The following is a 19084-nucleotide window of genomic DNA, read 5'->3' as shown; positions in this document are numbered from 1 at the left end:
GCGCCGGCGAACTGGCCCGCGCCGATGCGCTGGCCGCACAGGCCGAGCACCTGGCGGCCGGGACCGCCCTGACCGATGCGCGGCAGCGCCTGGACGCTGCTCGCGCACGCTGGGTGCAACTGACCGGCCTCACGGCGGCGCCGGACCTTGTCGCCGACGCCGTGCCCGAGCCGACGGCCGAGCCTTCGATGTCTTCGCATCCGGAACTGCAGTCGGCGACCCAGGCTACCGAGCTGGCGCAGCGGCGGGTCGAGCTGATGCGGCACTCGCGCCGCGACGCGCCGGAGCTGACGATCGGCGTCCGCCAGGACCATGCCGGGTCCGGTGCGTCTTCCGAAGGCAGCGTCGTGGTCGGTCTGCGCCTGCCCTTTGGCGGCGACGCACGCAATCGACCGCTCGAATCGGCTGCGCTGGCCGAGCTGGATGTTGCACAAACGCGCTTGCAGCGGCTGCGCGAGCGCCTGGAAAGCGACGTCGCCCTGGCGCGCGAGGCCGTCCGCGCCGCCGAGGTGCAGCGCGAGGCCGGAACCACGCGTGCCCGCCTGTTGCGCGAACGTGCCGAGCTGATCGGCAAATCCTTCGATGTCGGCGAAACACCGCTGCCGGACCTGCTGCGTGCGCTGGCCGCCGCTGCCGAGGCCGATGCTGCGCTCGCCCGCCATACCGCCGCGCTGGGCCTCGCCCGCGCCCGTCTCCAACAAGCGCTCGGATTGCTCCCATGAACCCATCCATCCTCAACCTGCGCCGCCGGCTGCTGGCCGTGCTAACCGTGGCGGCCCTGTCGCCCATGATCAGCCTGGCCGCCCCCGGGGCGCACGGTCCCAACGGCGAACATCTCGACCAACAGCCGGTGGTCGCCGGCGGCGCGAGCCTGCCCCGTGTCGAAGCCAGGTCGGAAGGCTATGAGCTGGTCGCCAGCCTAGAGGCTGGCCAGCTCGTCATCCTGGTCGATCGCTACGAAACCAACGAGCCCGTGCTCGGCGCCCGGCTGGAGGTCGAGTCGGGCGCGCACAAGGCCGTGGCCGCCTTCCGCCCGGACAGTGGCGACTACGCCGCAACCGATGCGGCACTGCTCGAGGCGCTCGCCGCGCCGGGCGAGCATGCCCTCGTCTTCACGCTGGCCAGCGACAACGACGCCGACCTGCTGGACGGCACGCTGGTCACCGGGCCGCTTGCCGGCGCCGCCCGTGCGGGAGGCGGTCAGGGCGCCGACGACCACGGCCATGCGCATGGCCATGAGTTCGAGCGCGCAGCCCTGATCGGTGGTGGCGTTCTCGTACTCGGTGCGCTCGCGGCTGCCGCCTGGCGGCGCCGGCGCACCACGAAACTCGCCACGGAGGTGAAGTGATGAACGTCATCGCTCCCCTTCATTGGCCACGCGCTGCCGCCTGGCTCGCGGTGGCGGCCTTGCCGGCCTGGATCCTGTTCACGCCGGCCGTCCACGCGGCGCCGGGCGCGCATGGTCCCAACGGCGAACACCTGGACGCGCCCGCTGCCACGGCCAGCCCATCCGGGCTGGCGCGCTTGCCCGACGGCAGCGTCAATGTGCCGAAGGCCGCGCAACGCCGCATGGCGATCCGCACGCTGCTGGCGGCGGAGTCCGAGGCTGCGGCCACGGTCGAGCTGCCTGGACGGGTGATCGCCGACCCCAACGCCAGCGGCCGCGTGCAGACCGTGCATGGCGGCCGCATCGAGCCCGGCCCCAGGGGGCTGCCGCTCGTCGGGCAGCGGGTGGCGCAGGGCGAGTTGCTGGCCCATGTTCGCCATCACGCCGACCCCTATGCCCAGGCGGGCCAGAAGGCCCAGCTGGCCGAGTTGCGCGCGCAGCGCCAGATCGCCGAGCAGCGCGTCCGGCGCCTCGAAGGCCTCGAGGGGACGGTGCCACGCAAGGACATCGACGCCGCGCGCACCGAAGCCCGCATGCTCGCCGAGCGCGAGCGCAGCATCGGCGCCAGCCTGGAGGCGCGCGAGTCACTGGTCGCGTCGGTCTCCGGCGTGATCGCTCGCGCCGACGTCACGGTCGGCCAGGTCGTCGCACCGAACGACGTGCTGTTCGACGTGGTCGACCCGTCGCGCATGCTGGTCGAGGCCGTTACCGCCGATCCGGCGCTGGCCGCCAGCGTGGGTGCGGCGTCGCTGCAGGGCGTGCCCGAGGCGAGGCTGCAGTTCGTCGGCGGCGCGCAGATGCTGCGCGACGGTGTGCTGCCGCTGATCTTCACCGTGGCACCGGGTGCGCCACTCCCGCTGGCGATCGGCCAGCCGGTGACCGTGATCGCGCAGTCGAACCAGCGCGTCAAGGGCATCGTGCTGCCGGCCCAGGCCGTGGTGCGCAACGCGACCAACGAGCCGATCGTCTGGATCAAGTCGGGGGCCGAGCGCTTCATCGCGCAGCCCGTCCGGCTCCAGCCGCTGGATGCGAGCACGGTGGTGATCACCCAGGGCCTCGGTGCGGACAACCGCGTCGTCGTCCAGGGCGCACCGCTGATCGCCCAGATCCGCTGAACGGGAGTCCACCCTCATGTTCAACTGGATCGTTCGCTACAGCCTGCACAACCGGCTGTTCGTGCTTGCCGTGGCCGCGCTGCTGATGGTCTACGGCGCGATGACCGCCTGGCGCACGCCGGTCGACGTCTTCCCCGACCTCAACAAACCCCTGGTCACGGTGCTGACCGAGGCGGGCGGGATGGCGCCCGAGGAGGTCGAGCAACTGATCACCTTCCCGCTCGAGACCGCACTCAACGGCATGCCCGGCGTCACCCGCGTACGCAGCACCTCGGGCGTGGGTCTGTCCATCCTCTACGCCGAGTTCGATTGGGGCACCGACATCTACCGCAACCGCCAGCTGGTGGCCGAACGGCTGGCACTGGTGCGCGAGCAGTTGCCCGGCGACATCACGCCCGTCATGGGCCCTGTGTCGTCGATCATGGGCGAGGTCATGCTGATCGCGCTGCCGCTGGGCGCCGGTGACGGCCAGACGCCAGCGGTCAGCCCGATGGCTGCGCGCGAGTATGCCGACTTCGTGCTGCGCCCGCGCCTGCTGTCGATTCCCGGTGTGTCGCAGGTGATCCCGATCGGGGGCGAGGTGCGCACACTGCGCGTGGCGCCCGACACGGCTCGCATGGCGCAGTTCGACGTGTCGCTCAACCAGCTCGAGAAGGCGCTCGAGGGCTACGCCGGGAACGCGGGTGGTGGCTTCATCGATCTCAACAGTCGCGAGTACCTGATCCGTCACCTGGGGCGCAGCAACCGCATCGAGGACCTGGCCGGCATCGCGGTGGCCTGGAAGGACGGGCGTTCCATCCTGCTCGAGCAGGTGGCAGCCGTTTCGTTCGCGCCCGGGCTCAAGCGCGGCGACGCGGGCTACGGCGGTTTGCCGGCGGTCGTGATCAGCGTGCAGAAGCAGCCGCAGGCCGACACGGTGGCGCTCTCAGCGCAGATCGAGTCGGCGCTGGCCGAGCTCAGGCCCGGCCTGCCCGCAGGCCTCGCCGCGCCCAGGGTGCTCTTCCGTCAGGCCGACTTCATCCAGGCCTCGATCGGCAACGTGGCCGAGGCGCTGCGCGACGGGGCCATCATGGTGGCGATCGTGCTCTTCGCCTTCCTGCTGTCGGCGCGCACCACGGTGATCTCGCTGACCGCGATCCCGCTGTCGCTCGCGGTCACGGCATTGGTGTTCCAGTGGCTCGGGCAGTCGATCAACGTGATGACGCTGGGCGGGCTGGCGATCGCGATCGGTGAGCTGGTCGACGACGCGGTGGTCGATGTCGAGAACATCCTGCGGCGACTGAAGCAGAACCGCGCCGCGCAAGACCGGCTGCCCGTTCTCGAGGTCGTCCGCAGCGCCAGCGTCGAGGTGCGCTCGGGCATCGTCTATGCGACGGTGATCGTCGTGCTGGTCTTCGTGCCCCTGTTCGCGCTGCCGGGCATCGAGGGACGGCTGTTCACGCCGCTGGGCATCGCCTACATCGTGTCGATCGGCGCGTCGATGCTGGTATCGATGACCGTCACGCCGGTGATGTGCTACTACATGCTGCCGACGATGAAACGCCTCGATCACGGCGACAGCCCGCTCGTCGCCTGGCTCAAGCGCCAGGACACGAAGCTGCTGCACTGGTCCTTCGGGCGCGCGAAGCTCTTGATCGTGGTGGCGATGCTGGCGGTGGCGGGCGCGGCCGCGACGGTGCCGTTCTTCCCGCGCGCCTTCCTGCCGGCCTTCAACGAGGGTTCGCTGGTACTGGGCCTGGTGATGCAGCCCGGCACCTCGCTGGCCGAAGCCAACCGGATGGGGCGTGAGGCCGAACTGCTGATCGGCCAGGTTCCCGAGGTGACCCAGGTCGGCCGCCGCACCGGCCGTGCCGAGCTCGACGAGCATGCCGAAGGCGTGCACTCGGCCGAGATCGACGTGGACCTCAAGCGCAGCGGGCGCGACCGCGAGGCCATCATGGCCGACATCCGGGACCGGCTCTCGGTGCTGCCGGCGCAGGTGGCCATCGGCCAACCGATCAGCCACCGCCTCGATCACCTGCTGTCGGGCGTGCGCGCCCAGGTGGCCGTGAAGATATTCGGCGACGACATCGACACGCTGCGCGGCCTGGCCGAACAGATGCGATCCGGGCTGAGCGGGGTGCCCGGCCTGGTCGACCTGACGGTCGAAAAGCAGGTGCTGATTCCGCAGATCACCGTGCGGCTGGACCATCGCAAGGCCGCCCAGCTCGGGCTGTCGCCCGGCGAGGCGATCCGCGTGCTGCAGGCGCTGACCGATGGCGCTCACGGCGCGCAGATCGTGGACGGTCCGCGCCGCTACGAGCTGGTGCTGCGTCTGCCCGATGAGCGGCGCGGCCCGCAGGATCTGGCGCGGATGCTGATCGACACCCCTGCCGGCCGCGTGCCGGTGTCGGCCATCGCCAGCGTCGAGGAGACCGATGGGCCCAACCAGGTCGGACGCGAGAACGGTCGTCGCCGCATCGTCGTCTATGGCAACACCGATGGCAGCAACATGAGCGAGGTGATCGCTGCCGTGCGCGGCGTGATCGCCGGGCAGGCGTTGCCCACCGGCTACTTCATCAGTCTGGAAGGTCAGTTCCAGGCCCAGGAGCAGGCCACGCGCCTGATCGCGGGCCTGTCGGTGGTGTCGCTGGTGATGATCTTTCTGGTGCTGTACTCGCGCTACCAGTCGGCGGTGCTGGCCGGCATCGTGATGGCGAACATCCCGCTGGCCCTGATCGGCTCTGTGCTGGCGATGTGGATCGCCGGGGTACAACTGTCGGTGGCGTCGATGGTGGGCTTCATCACGCTGGCGGGTATCTCCACGCGCAACGGCATCCTCAAGATCAGTCACTACATCAACCTGTGCAAGTTCGAAGGCGAGACTTTCAGCCAGGCCATGATCGTGCGCGGCTCGCTCGAGCGGCTGACGCCGGTGCTGATGACGGCCCTGGTTGCAGCCTTCGCACTGACGCCGCTGCTGCTGGCCGCCGATGCCCCGGGCAAGGAGATCCTGCACCCGGTCGCGGTCGTGATCTTCGGTGGCTTGGTCAGCTCGACGCTGCTCGATACCCTGCTTACCCCGGTCATGTATTGGATGTTCGGTCGCAAGCCGACCGAGCGGCTGCTCGGCGAGGATGCGCAAACGCCGGCAGTGGCCGACGCGCGCGAGGCTTTCTGAGCACGCGCTCGTTAAAGAACCAGGCACTCGCGGTGCCGCCTGCGCCAAGCGCACCGCGTTTCCAAGGAGAGATCACCCATGATCACCAAGTTCCTCGCAGCTGCCATCCTGGCCTGCTCCACCCTTGCATCCGCCCCGGCACTCGCGCATGGCGGTGCCGCCCCCAAGCACGGCGGCGTCGTGCAGACCGCAAGCGACCTGTCGTTCGAACTCGTTGCCGGCGAGGGGGCTGCCATGCTGTATGTCGAGGATCACGGCAAGCCCATGGTCCCGACCGGCATGAGCGGCAAGCTGACTGTGCTCAACGGCACCGAGAAATCGGAAGCCCCGCTGGTCGTGAGCGGCGACAAGCTCGAAGCCAGGGGCGTCACGATCGCCAAGGGGGCAAAGGTGGTGGCCGCAATCAACACCGCCGACCAGAAGGCCATTACCGTGCGTTTCACCGTGCGCTGAGCGCTCAGCGCGCCGGCAGTCGCAGCGGAGGGGGGCGGCGGCGACACCCCCACCGCTGGGGAGTCGCGCAGCGCCCAGACGCCTTGCCGGCCAACGGGCTGGCGGCGCGTCAAGCGCAGGCCAGTGCATGAGTTTGACCGGCCCGCAGAGTGACGCGGTAAAATCCCACTCATCCATCTGCCTGCGGCCGCAATTCGAATGAAGGATCACAAGTGAGCGACCCGAAGCAGAAGCACTGGCACCATCTGACCGGCGAACAGGTGCTGAGACTGCTTGCCACGAATGGGCAGACAGGCCTGGATCGGGTTGCGGTAGAAGAGCGACAACATCAACATGGACCAAACTCGCTGGCCAGGCGAGTTGGCGATGGACCCTTGTTGAGGTTTCTGCTGCAGTTCAATCAGGCGCTGGTCTACATTCTGCTTATTGCAGTGATCATCAAGCTCTCTTTGGGGGCCTTCGTCGATGCAGCGGTGATCTTCGGCGTGGTGCTGCTCAACTCGATCATCGGATTCGTGCAGGAGGGTAAGGCGCTCAATGCGCTCGAGGCGCTGTCGCGCACCTTGAAGATGGAGACCACCGTATTGCGGGCCGGAGAAAAGCAGCGCATCGACGCAGCCGGGCTCGTACCAGGTGACATCGTCCTTCTCGCCTCCGGCGATAAGGTGCCCGCAGACCTGTTTCTGTTGCGCAGCCGCAGCCTGCAAATCGATGAGTCGGCTCTGACTGGTGAATCAGTGCCGGTGGACAAGTTCCCTGGCATTCTGGAACTCGAGACGCCACTCGCCGACCGCACGAACCTGGCATATTCCTCAACCCTGGTCACTTACGGTACAGGGGTCGGCGTCGTTGTCGCCACCGGGGACAGCACCGAGATCGGCCGCATTTCGGAGCTCATAGCCAGCGCCGAGGTAATCGCCACACCGCTGACGCGCAAGATCGCCCACTTCAGCAGGCTGCTACTCTACGCGATCCTGGGGCTGGCTGGCCTGACCTTTGCCGTGGGCCTGTGGCATGGGCAGTATTGGGTGGACCTCTTCATGGCCGCCGTTGCCTTGTCGGTTGCGATGATCCCGGAGGGGCTGCCCGCAGTGCTCACCATCACACTTGCCATTGGCGTAGCGCGCATGGCAAAACGCAACGCGATCATCCGTCGCCTGCCTGCGGTCGAGACGCTCGGCAGCACTACCGTGGTGTGCTCGGACAAGACAGGAACAATTACTCGCAATGAGATGACGGTCCAGCGACTCTGGGTCGACGGACAGTCGTTCGAGCTCAGCGGCATCGGCTACGCGCCGGAGGGCGAGTTGCGACTTGATGGCGAGCGTCACTCAGCCGCCGAGCACGGGGTTGTGCGCGAGTTGCTGCGTGCCGGCCTCCTCTGTAATGACGCGGTGCTCAAGCGTGACGGTGATGCCTGGCGAATCGAGGGTGACCCCACCGAGGGGGCGCTGCTGGTCGCGGCCAGCAAGGCCGGTCTCGATGCTAGGACCGAAAACGCTCGTGCCGCCAGGCTGGAGACGATTCCGTTCGAATCGCAACATCAATACATGGTCACCCTGCACGGCGGCGACAACCCGGTCGTCTATCTCAAGGGGTCGGTTGAAAAGATCCTCGAGCGTTGCACGGTCATGCTCGGAGTAGACGGTTCGGTGGGCGCGCTCGACGCTGATGAGGTCCTTCGTCAGGTCAATGCAATGGCCGGTCACGGACTACGGGTGCTGGCGTTTGCCCGGATGGCCGTAGCGCGCGGGACTACCGACATCGATCATCAGGATGTCTGCGACGGCCTCACCTTTCTGGGTCTGCAGGGCATGATCGATCCGCCACGCGAGGAGGCGATCCACGCAGTGCGAGCCTGCCAGGAAGCGGGGATCAAGGTCAAGATGATCACGGGCGATCACGCCGCGACCGCCGCTGCCATTGCCGGCCAGATAGGCTTGTTGCACACCTCGGGACATGCGGGGGTACTCACTGGGCGCGCGCTCGAAGAGATCCCTGATGCCGACTTGATCGACGTTGCCGCGCACACGGCGGTGTTTGCACGCGTGACGCCCGAACAGAAGCTGCGCTTGGTCGAGGCCTTGCAGGCACGCGGGGAGGTGGTCGCGATGACCGGCGATGGCGTAAACGACGCGCCGGCGCTGCGAAGGGCCGACATTGGTGTCGCGATGGGCATCACCGGCACGGATGTCTCGAAGGAGGCCGCGGACATGGTGCTCACCGATGACAATTTCGCCACCATCGAAGCTGCTGTAGAAGAGGGCCGCGGCGTATTCGACAACCTGATCAAGTTCATCACCTGGATCTTGCCGACCAACGCCGGTCAGGGACTGGTGATCATCGCTGCGGTGATGGCGGCGCAGCCGCTGCCGGTGCTGCCGGTTCAGGCGCTGTGGATCAACATGACCACGGCCGTGCTACTTGGCCTCACCCTGGCTTTCGAGCCACGGGAGCGGGACATAATGAGTCGCCCGCCAAGGTTGTCCGCGGCACCGATCCTCAACGGCGAATTGATCAAACGCATCCTGCTGGTCGGCCTGCTGCTTCTCGTGGGTAGCTTCGGCCTGTTCGAATGGGCGTTGTATAGCGGGCGCAGCGAGCAGGAGGCGAGGACGATCGCAGTGAACGTCTTCGCGGTCGGGCAATCATTCTATCTGCTCAACTGCCGTTCGCTGCGGTACTCCATGTTCCGTCTCGGGCTGTTCAGTAATCCTTGGATCTGGGCAGGCATCGGGGCGATGATGGCTGTGCAGTTGCTGTTCACCTATATTCCGCTGATGAACAAGCTTTTCCACACGGCGCCGATCGGCTGGATCGACTGGGGGCTGATCGTTGCCGTCGGCCTCGCCATTTATCTGGTGATCGAAGGCGAGAAGGCTTGGAGAAGACGTGGCGCAAGCAGCACGGTAACGCACTGAAACCGGCGGCTCGCGCGGGCCGGCCGAGTAACGGTGCGCACCCCCTTGGAATCAAGTTATTTCACGCAGGCGTAGATGAATACAAGCAACGAGAAGGGCGTTAAGCAAGAGACCATGGGGGGCACGATCCCTTTACTGAACTGGATCATCGGGCGGGTTGCCCGCGTGCTGGCGGTAATCATGGTTCTGGTGATCATCTGGGGAGTCGCCGACGTTCTTTATGTCTTGTATCAGAGGTTGATGTCGCCGCCATTCATGCTGCTCGAGATCAAGGACATACTGGCGACCTTCGGGGCCTTCATGGCGGTTCTGATAGCGATAGAGATCTATCACAACATCATCCTTTACGCCGAGAGTGACAAAAGCCACCACCTTGCGGTGGAGATCGTGCTTGGAACTGCGCTGATGGCGATCTCACGCAAGGTGATCATTCTCGACTTCAACGACGTCGAACCCAGCTATCTCTACGGTACCGCGGCGATCACATTCGCCCTCGCAGTTGGCTACTACCTGATCGTGATCAGACCGAGAAAGCACAAAGTAGTCTGCGGAGAAGGGTGACGCATGCCAATCGATAGCCTCGAGCGCCTCTTCATTGCCATTCCTGGTCAATGGGAGAGGGCGATCGCAACCGTCCTTATGGTTTTGGTGGGCGCCACGCTGACACATCTTTGGGCTCGCTACCTGGCGCGCGGAGAGGTCATCTCCAACGAGAAGCGTCGGGTTCACCTGGTGTGGGTCCGCAACACCATCTGGTTTGTCGTATTGTTCGTGATCATTTCGGTCTGGGCGTCAACGATCGCGGGCTTTGCCTTGTCACTCGCTGCGGTCGCGGGTGCTATGCTGATCGTCAGCAAGGAACTGCTGATGTGTGTGCTCGGCTACCTCTATCTGACACTGGTCCGGCCTTTCAAGGTAGGAGACCTTATTGAATCCAGCCTGTTCAGCGGCCGAGTCGTCGATATCGACATGTTCGCGACCACCTTGGCCGAGTATGGCCATGCAGGGCAAGTCACGGGGAAGGTTGTCGAGTTTCCCAACGGCCTGCTGCTGACCACACCGGTCAAGAATGTATCGCCCACCGGCGAATACGTGCTGCACCTGATGAGGGTTCCCGTTCCGGCTGCGATGGTGTGCGACCTTGTCAGCATCGAAGACACCGCTAGAACGGCTGCAGAACTTGCGACCCGTGAATGGCAGGAGCAGGCTGAAGCGCACTTCCGTAAACTCGCGAACGAGGACTTCATCTCCTACTCGTCAGGCCGGATCAAGGTGCTCTGGGATTTTGTTGATCCTGAGCATCTCATGCTCATCATCCGTATAACCTGCCCGGTCGCAATGCGACTGAAGGTCGAACAGTCGGTGTTCAGAGCGATCTGGCTCGAAGTCAGTCGGCAACGTTCTGATTTAGGGGCAACTGGATGGGCTGCGCCGAGCTTGATGACTGATAACTAGACCACCAGCACGTCGCAGGGGGCGTAATAGGCAAGAAAGCGCGGAACGCTCCCGATCAAGGACTCGCGAATACGGCCTCCCCCGTGTCTGCCAACAACGATCACGTCCGCGCCGAGTGCGCGAGCCGCATCTGGCACGACCGTATTGGGTTTTCCGTGTGAGAGTTCGCTCTCAATGTCGATCCCGACCAGCTCCGGGTCAGCAAGGAGGGCATCGAGGTTGCGCTGGGCAACAAGGAACTCCCTTTCCGCCAGACGCTTGATTTCGGTTTCTGGGAAGCGCTTGTTCCGCAACTTGGCCTCGAATGGCGCAGCGTAGGCATGAAGCAACTTGACCCCGGCGTGCTTCGCCACGATCAAGGCCGCGCGCAACACCGCCTCTGAGCGTGGGCCCAGGTCCACCGCAGCCAATGCACGACGATAGTCTCCTTCGACCGCCCTGCGCGTGACCAGTACCGGACACGAGGCCTTGTTCAGAATGTGCGCTGCTGTACCGCCGAGCAGGAACTGTTGTAACAGACCGCTGCCGTGCGCTCCGATCACCCAAAGGTCTGGGCGAAAGATGTCAGAAGTCTCCGCCAGCACACGACGCGCGGAGCCGGTCAAGATCTCACCGCGAGCACGAGTCGCACCGCAACTTTGCGCCGCTTTGATCTGCGCAGCGAGATTTTCCTCGGCTAGGGCACGCATCCGATCCTGAAGGTCGTGTTCGCCGGCAAAGACGGCGTCAAACGCACTCTGCCGGGGGAGCGCGTGGGTCACCAGCAATTCCGCATCCTCGCGTGCTGCGATGATCGCTGCTCGACGCACTGCTTCGTTACCCAGCTCAGAAAAATCGGTTGCTGCGTGGATCCGTTTTATCGCACTCATCATGATCCCCCCCCCATGAATGCTGTTGTCTGGACAACCCCGTCTCCGAACATTCGGTGCCGATGGGGCATGGTCAGAACTTGTCGAGGCGAATGACCTCTACGTCCTGCACGAATGCGACCATCGCGTAGTTGGCATAATAGTGTTTGTGCAGGAACTCGAGCACGCGTTCGGCAAGTTCGCGAGTGCAAATGACTTCGATTCGGATGTTCGCGGTCTCCCCCCAAGCAGCATCACGCACGCCGCGGTTGCCTTTGCCGCGGGCGTCAGAAATGGTGTAGCCACGAACGCCCAAGCGATCTAGCTCGCGCAGCAAGGGCTGTTCAAGCGTCGCTTCGGTGATCACGGTAAACAGAACGCGTTTTTCGGTTGCCAGAATCACAGGTTAGCTCCATCTGGTTGCGCGGCCTGCCGATCACAGGGGGAGCGGCCGGTCGCAATATGTGGTGGCACAAGCTTCAACTCATCCGGGTGTTTCGCTGCGCACCAGGACGTGAGAGGTCTGCGGTGGTCAGTGTTACTCCAATCCTTCCGTCTTCGAGGCGCTCTATCGCGAACTCAATTTTCTCGTCATCCTTCGTGAATACATGCCTTTCCGCTTCCATTGACGCCGAGAGCACCTCTTGAGTGAAACCTTGCCCGACAAAGCCGGTGCGGTAATGATCAAGTACGGACGCATGGACTGCACGGCCTTCGTAGCGCACTGTAATGCGCGCACCTTCGCGTTGCCACTCTGTGCGGACGAGACCGGGAAAGCGGATCACCGGGCCGATATCGCTCCCCGACACGTCAAGCGCTGGTGTAACGGTGGCGCCGGGGATCACCTCACGCAGGGTCTCGCCGATCCGCGGTGACACCTGCTCGACCTGAGCCGTGACCGACCGCGCAAGCTCCGGGGCGGACCCTATCAGTGGCTGTACCGTTCCCCACATCCAGCCCAAGAGCGCGATTCCCGCCCAGATCAGGAGGGCGAAGACGATCAATCCCCCGCCGGCGAAGCCCATGAACAACCCGCGTCGCCTTCGGAGCAAGCCGGATGCACCGCTTTGAAGCAGTTCAAGCCAGAGCATCTTTTGCATTATCGATCCCCAATCGTCAGTCAGAATCCCCAACCACGAGCGACTCGCGGTCGCGGCGTGCCACGCCCGCGTGCTCACGTAGCTGGGCGAGCCTGCGGTCCAACAGTCGGCCAATGCGCTCTGATGCGCGGTCAATGGCGACGTAGATGTCATCCTGCACGTCCTCGACGATCAGGTCTGCTGCACCTTTCATTCGTACTTCAATCGCGCAACTCTTGTCTACGCCTCCACGCAAACCATTCACATCTGTGAGGCGTACCGATGTGCGCGATACAACATCTTGGCCGTGATTCAACGCGTACGCCAGACGCCGAGTCACATGCGCGCGCAGCGCTTCGGTCAGGGAGAAGTCTTTGGCATGGATCTGAATGTTCATGAAGCCTCCGTCAGGTAAATTGTCAGAGCAAGTGTGAGGCCTGCAAATAATCGCGACAAGCAGATAAAGATCTGGCTTATCATCGAAAAAATCTACGATCTAGAATATGGCATAAGAGTGCTTAACTACAAACATCTTCATTATTTTCAGTGCGTTGCGCGCGCTGGAAGTGTCGTTCGTGCCGCCGAGCGCTTACATTTGACTCCGCAGACACTTTCCGGGCAGCTTTCGCAGTTCGAGGCGCGTCTCGGGATTACCCTGTTTAATCGGGTTGGGCGCCGCTTAGAACTGACGAAGACGGGGCGTCTCGCCCTGTCTTATGCGGAGGAGATTTTTCAGGCTGGCAGTGAACTCGAAGATTTGCTCAAGGGTGGTGCGGAGGAGCGTTTCATCACCTTTCGGGTGGGTATTTCTGATGTGGTGCCGAAGTTCGCGGCTTACCGCTTCCTGTCTCCGGTGTTGTCGCTGCCGGAGCCAGTCCGACTCGTGTGCGAGGAGGATCGGCTCGATCGCTTGCTGGCCGAGTTGGCGATTCATCGTCTCGATATCGTGCTGGCCGACCGTCCGATGCCTCCGGGAACGGAGATTCGGGGCTTCAGTCACCCGCTCGGTGAGTCGGGGGTCGCCTTCCTCGCCGCACCCGCCCTTGCGGCGGAACTTGCCCCAGGCTTTCCGAAAAGCCTCGATGGCGCGCCTCTGTTGCTTCCGGGGCGGGACAGCGCGCTTCACGTGGCCTTGCCACGCTGGCTCGAGCGGCAAGGGCTTCGCGTTCATGTCGTCGGCGAGTTCGCTGACAGCGCCTTGATGAAGGCCTTTGGAGAGGCTGGTGCAGGGGTTTTCCCTGTGCCTGCTTCCGGCGTCGCCGATGTGATTGAGCACTATCGCCTTGATTACGTCGGCGAGACGGCCGAGATTCGCGAGCGCTTCTTTCTGATCTCCGCCGAACGGCGCCTGTCGCATCCCGCGGCGCGGGCGGTAAGCGAATACGCGCGCTCGGTGTTCCCCCCGGCCGCCCGATGATCCACTTTGGCCAGGGGTCGTGCCTTCGTCCCCAAGCCGCTCGGATTCGTGAAGGCATTTTTCGCGCAGCCCGAAGCTCGGAATGGTGCAGTGCATTGGGCGACGCCAGGATGACGACGGCGCTGCTGGATCGGCCGTGTGGCTCGGAAGGACCTCGACTGCGATCGGGCCCCGTCACTCGCACACAATAGGCCAATGACCATCTGCGGGTTATCGCGCTTACCGTCGCGAAAATTCTCCTGCGGCAGCCAACGGGCAACAGCGCGGGGTCAGCCAGATAGCGGGTCCGCTCGCGAGGGAACGGGTTCGTCGGGATAGAGATGGATCTCGATCGTCGAATGGGCGATTTCCTCGTGCACCGACAAACGGCGCCGCACGCGCTCTGGCGTGAGCGTCGGGTCGCGAGTCACCACCGACAGCGCACACGAATACGACTGCTTGCCGACCCGCCAGACGTGCAGGTCGACGAGCCGGGTATCGCCTGAAGCGCTCGCGCCCTCGACGACGTCACGGATCTCGTCGACCACCGGGTGATCCATCTCGCGGTCGAGCAGCACCTTGCTGGTGGCGATGATCAGGCCTTTGGCCCAGATGGCGACCAGCACCGCACCGACGATCCCCATGGCCGGATCCAGCCATCCCCAGCCGTACATCCAGCCGCCGAGCAGGGCGACGATGGCCAGTATCGAAGTCGCCGCATCGGCGATGACATGAAGATAGGCGGATTTCAGGTTGAGATCGTGATGATCGTCGTGATCATGTGCGTGGTCCTGACCCTGGTCGTGCGAATGACCGTGATCGTGATGGTGCGCCTTGCCGAGAATCAGTGCGCACACCACATTCACCGCCAGCCCGAGGATGGCGACCAGGATCGCCTCGCGGTACTGGATGGGTTGCGGCGAGAAGATGCGCTCTACCGACCCGACCACCATCATCACCGCGACGCCGAGCAGGAAGATGGCGCTTGCGAAGCCGCCCAGGATCTCGATCTTCCAGGTGCCGAACGCGAAGCGTGGATCGGTCGCGTAACGCCGGGCGGCAGCGTAGGCCAGCGCGGAGGCGCCGATCGCGAAGGCGTGCGAACTCATGTGCCAACCATCGGCCAGCAAGGCCATGGAGTTGAACCACCAGCCCGCACCGATCTCGATCACCATCGTCACCGCAGTGATCCACATCACGAGCCACGTACTGCGTTCGGCAGCAGCGTTGCCGTTATCGAAGACGTGCTCATGAGTCCAGTTGGACAGGTTCTCCAGATGCATGGCGGTTCTCATTTGATGTAGGTGCGCAGCACGGCGATCAGTTCCTCGGCCCCCAGCATCCGCGCTGCGTCGCTGGTGATCGCGGGGTCGGCGACGTGAGTGCGGACGTGCTCCTCGAGGACTTCCGCCATCAGTCCGTTGATGGCGCCGCGTACCGCAGCAATCTGGTGCAGGATCTCGGCGCACCCCTTCTCGGCCTGGAGCGCGCGCTCGAGCGCCTCCATCTGCCCGCTCATGCGGCGGACCCGCGCGAGCAGCTTCGATTTGTCACGAACGGTATGGCTCATGGCTTTTCGCTAAATACAATAGGGGGGTAGGGTATATCGCAGATGAAAGAGACGCAACCCGTCTGGGGCATGACTGAGCTCGACGCCCGTCGTTCGGTCCGTGCTGCGACAGGCTAGAGAGCTCCTTGGTCGTGTTTGCCCTCGCGGGACGCTGCCTCGGATCGCCGAAACGTACGCCACAGCATCAGGTCATAGGCGATCTTGAGCAGCCCGCAGGCCACCAGCGGTGTCGCAAGCCATCCGGCGTCGAAAAGCGCGCCACCGATCGCCGGGCTCGCCGCAGCCGCGAGACTCCTGGGCACGGCAGTGAAGCTTGCGGCCGCAGCGCGCTCCTGCGGTGTGACGACAGCCATGACGAAGGCCGAGCGCGTCGGCACGTCCATCTGCGACAGGGCGCTGCGCACGAACAGCAGCGCGAGCGCCGTCGGCAGGCTCTCGGCGAAGGCCGCCAGAATCAGGCAGACGCTCGACGGGATGTGGGTGAACACCATCGTGTTGATCAGGCCGATTTGCCGTGCCACCCAGGGCGCGGCCAGTTGCGAGGCCGCCGAGAGCAGCCCCGCCCAGAAAAAGAACTGGCCGGCGGCGGCGAGCGAGAGCTCGAAGCGTTCGAACAGCCAGAGCGCGAGCAAGGTATTGACGATCAAGCCGCCGGCGAAGGCGTCAACCGAGAACAGCGCCGCCAGCTTGATCACGACGCCGCGCGACGGCCCCAGGGCTGCGGGCGGTCCGGCCTGGTCTTGTCCGGATGAATCCGGCAATGCGCGATACAGGAAGAAGATCGCCACGCCGGCGAGCCCGTAGGCGACGAACATGAGGCGCAGCGCGTCGAGCTGGGATACGCCGGCCGTTGTCAGGACCTCGGGGAAAGCCGTCGCCAGCGAACCCAGGGCCGCACAGCACGCGCCAACGAAGGTGTAGCGTGCGAAGAGGAAGGTGCACGCCTCCCCCTGCGCCGAGGCCGCCAGCCGGGCATGCTCCAGCGGCAGGAACACGCTGACATCGCCGGAGCTGGGGTTCATCGTGCCGACGAAGGCGACGATCAGCAGCGGCCAGAATGCGCCAATGCCACCCATGCCACCGAGACCGGCCAGCACGAGGCCGGTCGCGGTCATCAGTCCGGCAGCAGCCAGCAACAAGCGGCGCTGGATGAAGCGATGGCCCCACTGTCCGATCGCCAGGGTCGCGAGCGCGGATCCGAGCAAGGTGGCCGAACTGATCAGCCCGACTTCCCACTTGCCGAGCCCGAGCGCGAGCAGATAGACCGGCAGCAGGATGGCGACGAAGCCGTCGGTGAACGCCCGCAGCGCCCGCCCGAGCAGCAACAGGCGCGCCTCGGGCGCGGCGCCGGCGGGGAGCAGCATCACTGTCTGTCCTCCAGCCTTGGGAAGTTGCTGAAGCCGTCAGCGCAGATAGGTGAAGACAAGGCCGATGGCGCCGCAGGCAGCGATCACCTTCATGATGTCCTGCTTGTACTTCCACAGCGCGATGAAGGCCGCCAAGGAGATCAGCGCGTAGAACCACTCGAAGCCACCGGCGAACGGCGCGGCTTCGGTTGCCCTCGGAAAGATGACGTGCCAGCCGAAGAACAGGGCCAGGTTGAGCACCACGCCCACCACGGCGGCGGTGATGCCGGTGAGCGGCGCAGTGAACTTCAGGTCGCCGTGGGTGGATTCCACCAGCGGGGCGCCTGCCAGGATGAACACGAAACTGGGGAGGAAGGTGAAGAAGGTGGCCACCGTGGCACCGGCCATGCCGGCGAGCGCCAGCGCATCCGCCCCGAAGATCTCCTTGGTCCAGGCGCCGACGAAGCCGACGAAGGACACCACCATGATCAGCGGCCCCGGCGTGGTCTCACCGAGCGCCAGGCCGTCGATCATCTGCGTGCCGGTCAGCCAGCCGTAGGTTTCCACGCCGCCCTGATAGACGTAGGGCAGCACGGCGTAGGCACCGCCGAAGGTCAGCAGCGCTGCCTTGGTGAAGAACTCGCCCATGTCGCGCAGCACGGGATCCTCCAGCATCGCCATGGCCCCGACCCAGAGTGCCAGGGCCGCAATCAGCAGCGTGACGAGGTAGGACCAGCGGAACCGGGTGTGGGCCATCGGCGGGGTGTCGTCGTCGATGAGCGCCGGGCCGTAGTCCTTGTCGCTGGCCCCGTGCCCGCCGCCCGCCCGGAACTTGTCCGGCATCACCCGGCCGCCGATGTAGCCCAGGATGCCGGCTACGAGCACGATGTAGGGGAAGGGGACGCCGAAGACAAAGATGGCGACGAAGGACGCTGCCGCCAGCGCCCAGAGCACATTGTTCTTCAAGGCCCGCGAGCCAATTCGCCAGGCGGCGAAGACGACGATGGCCACCACCGCCGGCTTGATGCCGTTGAACACCCCCTGCACGAAGGTCAGGTCGCCGAAAGCCAGATAGACGTAGGTGAGCGCCGCGAGGATGAAAAGCGAGGGCAGCACGAACAGGACGCCGGCGACGATGCCGCCCCAGGTGCGATGCAGCAGCCAGCCGATGTAGATGGCGAGCTGCTGCGCCTCGGGACCGGGCAGCAGCATGCAGTAGTTGAGCGCATGCAGGAAACGGTGCTCGGAAATCCAGCGCCGTTTTTCCACCAGCTCCTGGTGCATGATCGCGATCTGCCCGGCGGGGCCGCCGAAGCTGATGAAGCCGAGCGTGAGCCAGTAGAGGAAGGCCTCGCGGAAAGAGGGGTGGGCAGGTCGCGCCTGGGTTGGGGGCGAGGTGTTCACGTGGTCTTGTCCTTGTAGTTCTGCAGCAGCCAGTCGAAGATCTCGCACGCACGGCCGAGCAGCACGTCGTCGTCGGGCTCGGATGCCCGCAAGCCGGCGAGCAGCGCTTCGATGCCTGGCGCCTCCGGCACCGGCAGCCCGCCGGCGTCCAGGCAATGCACCAGCTCGCCCAGCCGCAGCAGCGCGGGCTCCGCCTCCAGCCCGAAGCTGGCCAGCAAGGTCTCGAATGTGACCCGGGCGCCCACGTGGCTGAACGTCGCGCCGTCGAAATCGAAGCCGAGCCAGTCGGCCTGGCAGTCGCGGGGACTCGCCAGCCAGACGATGCGGGCCTTCGGGTCGATGAAGCGGCGGATGAGCCAGGCCGTGGCCAGCCGGTCCACCCACGGACGTGCGCGCGTGGCCCAGATGCGGCCCTGATAGTCGGCGCGTGCGCGTCTTGGAATGTCGGCCTGGCGGGCAGTCGGTTCGTCGGGAGCCATGCGGCGGATGAGCGCATCGCGCAGATCGTCGAGCAGGCTCAGGGTCTGTCGCTGCGCCTCACCGGGGAAGAAGTCGATGCGTATCACCTGCTCGAAGCGGCGCACGAGCGCTTGGAGCTTGCGCGCGGCGACGGCGCCGTCGAGCGATGCCTGGATCCGCCCGAGGTCCTTGATATCCCCGGCGATGTTGGCGTACTCCTCGCCCCGGTCGAAGAGGGCGCGCAGCGCGTCTTCTCGTGCCTCGTCGCACCCCGACAGACGGTAAATCTCGCCGCTCCCCCCGGCCGCCACCGCTTGCCCGGCCACCTCGTCCAGCACCGCAGCGCTGTCGGCCGAGTCCGGTAGCAGATACACCCCGTCGCGCAGCGTCGCGCAGCCCAAGGCCTTGACCGAACGCCAGACCCGCATACGGTCGGTCGCGGCCTTGGTGGGCAGGCTGACGAAAAGGGCGAGATAGCTCAAAGGCAGACT

18 protein-coding genes are annotated in these 19084 nt (G+C 65.1%); 9 read left to right on the top strand and 9 right to left on the bottom strand.

Features of this window, described 5'->3' with window-relative positions; all coding sequences use genetic code 11:
- The 8 genes from B447_RS06380 to B447_RS06345 all read left to right on the top strand — a co-directional run.
- On the top strand, positions 1-722 hold a 722-nt coding region (locus B447_RS06380), incomplete at its 5' end, for a TolC family protein (protein WP_002937777.1).
- Positions 719-1348, top strand: a complete 630-nt coding sequence (locus tag B447_RS06375) for a hypothetical protein (RefSeq protein ID WP_002937774.1) — start codon at positions 719-721, stop codon at positions 1346-1348. The genes B447_RS06380 and B447_RS06375, both read left to right, overlap by 4 nt.
- Positions 1348-2502 carry an efflux RND transporter periplasmic adaptor subunit gene (locus B447_RS06370; protein WP_002937772.1) on the top strand — a complete coding sequence of 385 codons (1155 nt, stop codon included), beginning with the start codon at positions 1348-1350 and terminating at the stop codon, positions 2500-2502. The genes B447_RS06375 and B447_RS06370 overlap by 1 nt, the downstream gene beginning before the upstream one ends.
- A gap of 16 nt (positions 2503-2518) precedes the next feature.
- Positions 2519-5662 carry an efflux RND transporter permease subunit gene (locus B447_RS06365; protein WP_002937771.1) on the top strand — a complete coding sequence of 1048 codons (3144 nt, stop codon included), beginning with the start codon at positions 2519-2521 and terminating at the stop codon, positions 5660-5662.
- Positions 5663-5740: 78 nt separating this feature from the next.
- Entirely contained in the window at positions 5741-6115 is a 375-nt protein-coding gene (locus B447_RS06360; RefSeq protein ID WP_002937770.1) for a hypothetical protein, read from the top strand.
- 212 nt (positions 6116-6327) lie between these two features.
- A complete protein-coding gene (locus B447_RS06355; protein WP_031347444.1) occupies positions 6328-9036 on the top strand; it encodes a cation-transporting P-type ATPase in 2709 nt (902 codons plus the stop codon).
- 75 nt (positions 9037-9111) lie between these two features.
- Positions 9112-9597, top strand: coding sequence for a phosphate-starvation-inducible PsiE family protein (locus B447_RS06350; RefSeq protein WP_002931390.1), 486 nt, complete (start codon positions 9112-9114; stop codon positions 9595-9597).
- Positions 9598-9600: 3 nt separating this feature from the next.
- Positions 9601-10491 (top strand): mechanosensitive ion channel family protein, encoded by an 891-nt coding sequence (locus tag B447_RS06345; RefSeq protein ID WP_002937768.1) that lies wholly within the window; start codon positions 9601-9603, stop codon positions 10489-10491.
- Here B447_RS06345 and B447_RS06340 read toward each other — a convergent pair.
- The 4 genes from B447_RS06340 to hpf form a co-directional block, all read right to left on the bottom strand.
- Positions 10488-11363, bottom strand: coding sequence for a universal stress protein (locus tag B447_RS06340; RefSeq protein WP_002937766.1), 876 nt, complete (start codon positions 11361-11363; stop codon positions 10488-10490). The two genes, B447_RS06345 and B447_RS06340, sit on opposite strands and share 4 nt — an antisense overlap.
- Positions 11364-11433: 70 nt before the next feature.
- Entirely contained in the window at positions 11434-11742 is a 309-nt protein-coding gene (locus B447_RS06335; RefSeq protein ID WP_002931382.1) for a P-II family nitrogen regulator, read from the bottom strand.
- A gap of 76 nt (positions 11743-11818) precedes the next feature.
- A complete protein-coding gene (locus B447_RS06330) occupies positions 11819-12439 on the bottom strand; it encodes a hypothetical protein (protein WP_002937764.1) in 621 nt (206 codons plus the stop codon).
- Between the two features lie 16 nt (positions 12440-12455).
- A complete protein-coding gene (gene hpf, locus B447_RS22105; protein ID WP_075146744.1) occupies positions 12456-12815 on the bottom strand; it encodes a ribosome hibernation-promoting factor, HPF/YfiA family in 360 nt (119 codons plus the stop codon).
- 33 nt (positions 12816-12848) lie between these two features.
- Here hpf and nhaR point away from each other — a divergent pair, with 33 nt between their 5' ends.
- Positions 12849-13835, top strand: coding sequence for a transcriptional activator NhaR (nhaR, locus tag B447_RS06320; protein WP_002937762.1), 987 nt, complete (start codon positions 12849-12851; stop codon positions 13833-13835).
- Between the two features lie 269 nt (positions 13836-14104).
- Here the strand turns inward: nhaR and dmeF are convergent, their stop codons facing one another.
- The 5 genes from dmeF to B447_RS06295 all read right to left on the bottom strand — a co-directional run bounded on the left by dmeF (position 14105) and on the right by B447_RS06295 (position 19075).
- Positions 14105-15097 (bottom strand): CDF family Co(II)/Ni(II) efflux transporter DmeF, encoded by a 993-nt coding sequence (dmeF, locus tag B447_RS06315; protein ID WP_002937760.1) that lies wholly within the window; start codon positions 15095-15097, stop codon positions 14105-14107.
- Between the two features lie 8 nt (positions 15098-15105).
- The gene (locus B447_RS06310; RefSeq protein ID WP_002931374.1) at positions 15106-15384 is read right to left on the bottom strand and encodes a metal/formaldehyde-sensitive transcriptional repressor; all 279 of its coding nucleotides are present in this window, start codon (positions 15382-15384) and stop codon (positions 15106-15108) included.
- Between the two features lie 113 nt (positions 15385-15497).
- Entirely contained in the window at positions 15498-16748 is a 1251-nt protein-coding gene (locus tag B447_RS06305; RefSeq protein ID WP_002937759.1) for an MFS transporter, read from the bottom strand.
- A 39-nt stretch (positions 16749-16787) separates the two neighbouring features.
- The gene (gene chrA, locus B447_RS06300; protein WP_002937755.1) at positions 16788-18134 is read right to left on the bottom strand and encodes a chromate efflux transporter; all 1347 of its coding nucleotides are present in this window, start codon (positions 18132-18134) and stop codon (positions 16788-16790) included.
- Positions 18131-19075 carry a chromate resistance protein ChrB domain-containing protein gene (locus B447_RS06295; RefSeq protein WP_002931369.1) on the bottom strand — a complete coding sequence of 315 codons (945 nt, stop codon included), beginning with the start codon at positions 19073-19075 and terminating at the stop codon, positions 18131-18133. The genes chrA and B447_RS06295 overlap by 4 nt, the downstream gene beginning before the upstream one ends.
- Between the last annotated feature and the right edge of the window lie 9 nt (positions 19076-19084).

Origin of the sequence: Thauera sp. 27 (assembly GCF_000310125.2) — a bacterium.
Classification (GTDB): domain Bacteria; phylum Pseudomonadota; class Gammaproteobacteria; order Burkholderiales; family Rhodocyclaceae; genus Thauera; species Thauera mechernichensis.
The sequence above is the reverse complement of the archived record's forward strand: the minus strand, read 5'-3'. Positions and strand labels throughout refer to the sequence as shown.

What these genes read in the sequence shown, in the direction of transcription:
- B447_RS06310 (WP_002931374.1), bottom strand. Translation starts at nt 15,384, where the DNA reads ATGAGCCATACCGTTCGTGACAAATCGAAGCTGCTCGCGCGGGTCCGC.
- hpf (WP_075146744.1), bottom strand. Translation starts at nt 12,815, where the DNA reads ATGAACATTCAGATCCATGCCAAAGACTTCTCCCTGACCGAAGCGCTG.
- dmeF (WP_002937760.1), bottom strand. Translation starts at nt 15,097, where the DNA reads ATGCATCTGGAGAACCTGTCCAACTGGACTCATGAGCACGTCTTCGAT.
- B447_RS06350 (WP_002931390.1), top strand. Translation starts at nt 9,112, where the DNA reads ATGAATACAAGCAACGAGAAGGGCGTTAAGCAAGAGACCATGGGGGGC.
- B447_RS06370 (WP_002937772.1), top strand. Translation starts at nt 1,348, where the DNA reads ATGAACGTCATCGCTCCCCTTCATTGGCCACGCGCTGCCGCCTGGCTC.
- B447_RS06375 (WP_002937774.1), top strand. Translation starts at nt 719, where the DNA reads ATGAACCCATCCATCCTCAACCTGCGCCGCCGGCTGCTGGCCGTGCTA.
- B447_RS06360 (WP_002937770.1), top strand. Translation starts at nt 5,741, where the DNA reads ATGATCACCAAGTTCCTCGCAGCTGCCATCCTGGCCTGCTCCACCCTT.
- B447_RS06305 (WP_002937759.1), bottom strand. Translation starts at nt 16,748, where the DNA reads ATGCTGCTCCCCGCCGGCGCCGCGCCCGAGGCGCGCCTGTTGCTGCTC.
- B447_RS06365 (WP_002937771.1), top strand. Translation starts at nt 2,519, where the DNA reads ATGTTCAACTGGATCGTTCGCTACAGCCTGCACAACCGGCTGTTCGTG.
- B447_RS06340 (WP_002937766.1), bottom strand. Translation starts at nt 11,363, where the DNA reads ATGATGAGTGCGATAAAACGGATCCACGCAGCAACCGATTTTTCTGAG.
- B447_RS06345 (WP_002937768.1), top strand. Translation starts at nt 9,601, where the DNA reads ATGCCAATCGATAGCCTCGAGCGCCTCTTCATTGCCATTCCTGGTCAA.
- B447_RS06330 (WP_002937764.1), bottom strand. Translation starts at nt 12,439, where the DNA reads ATGCAAAAGATGCTCTGGCTTGAACTGCTTCAAAGCGGTGCATCCGGC.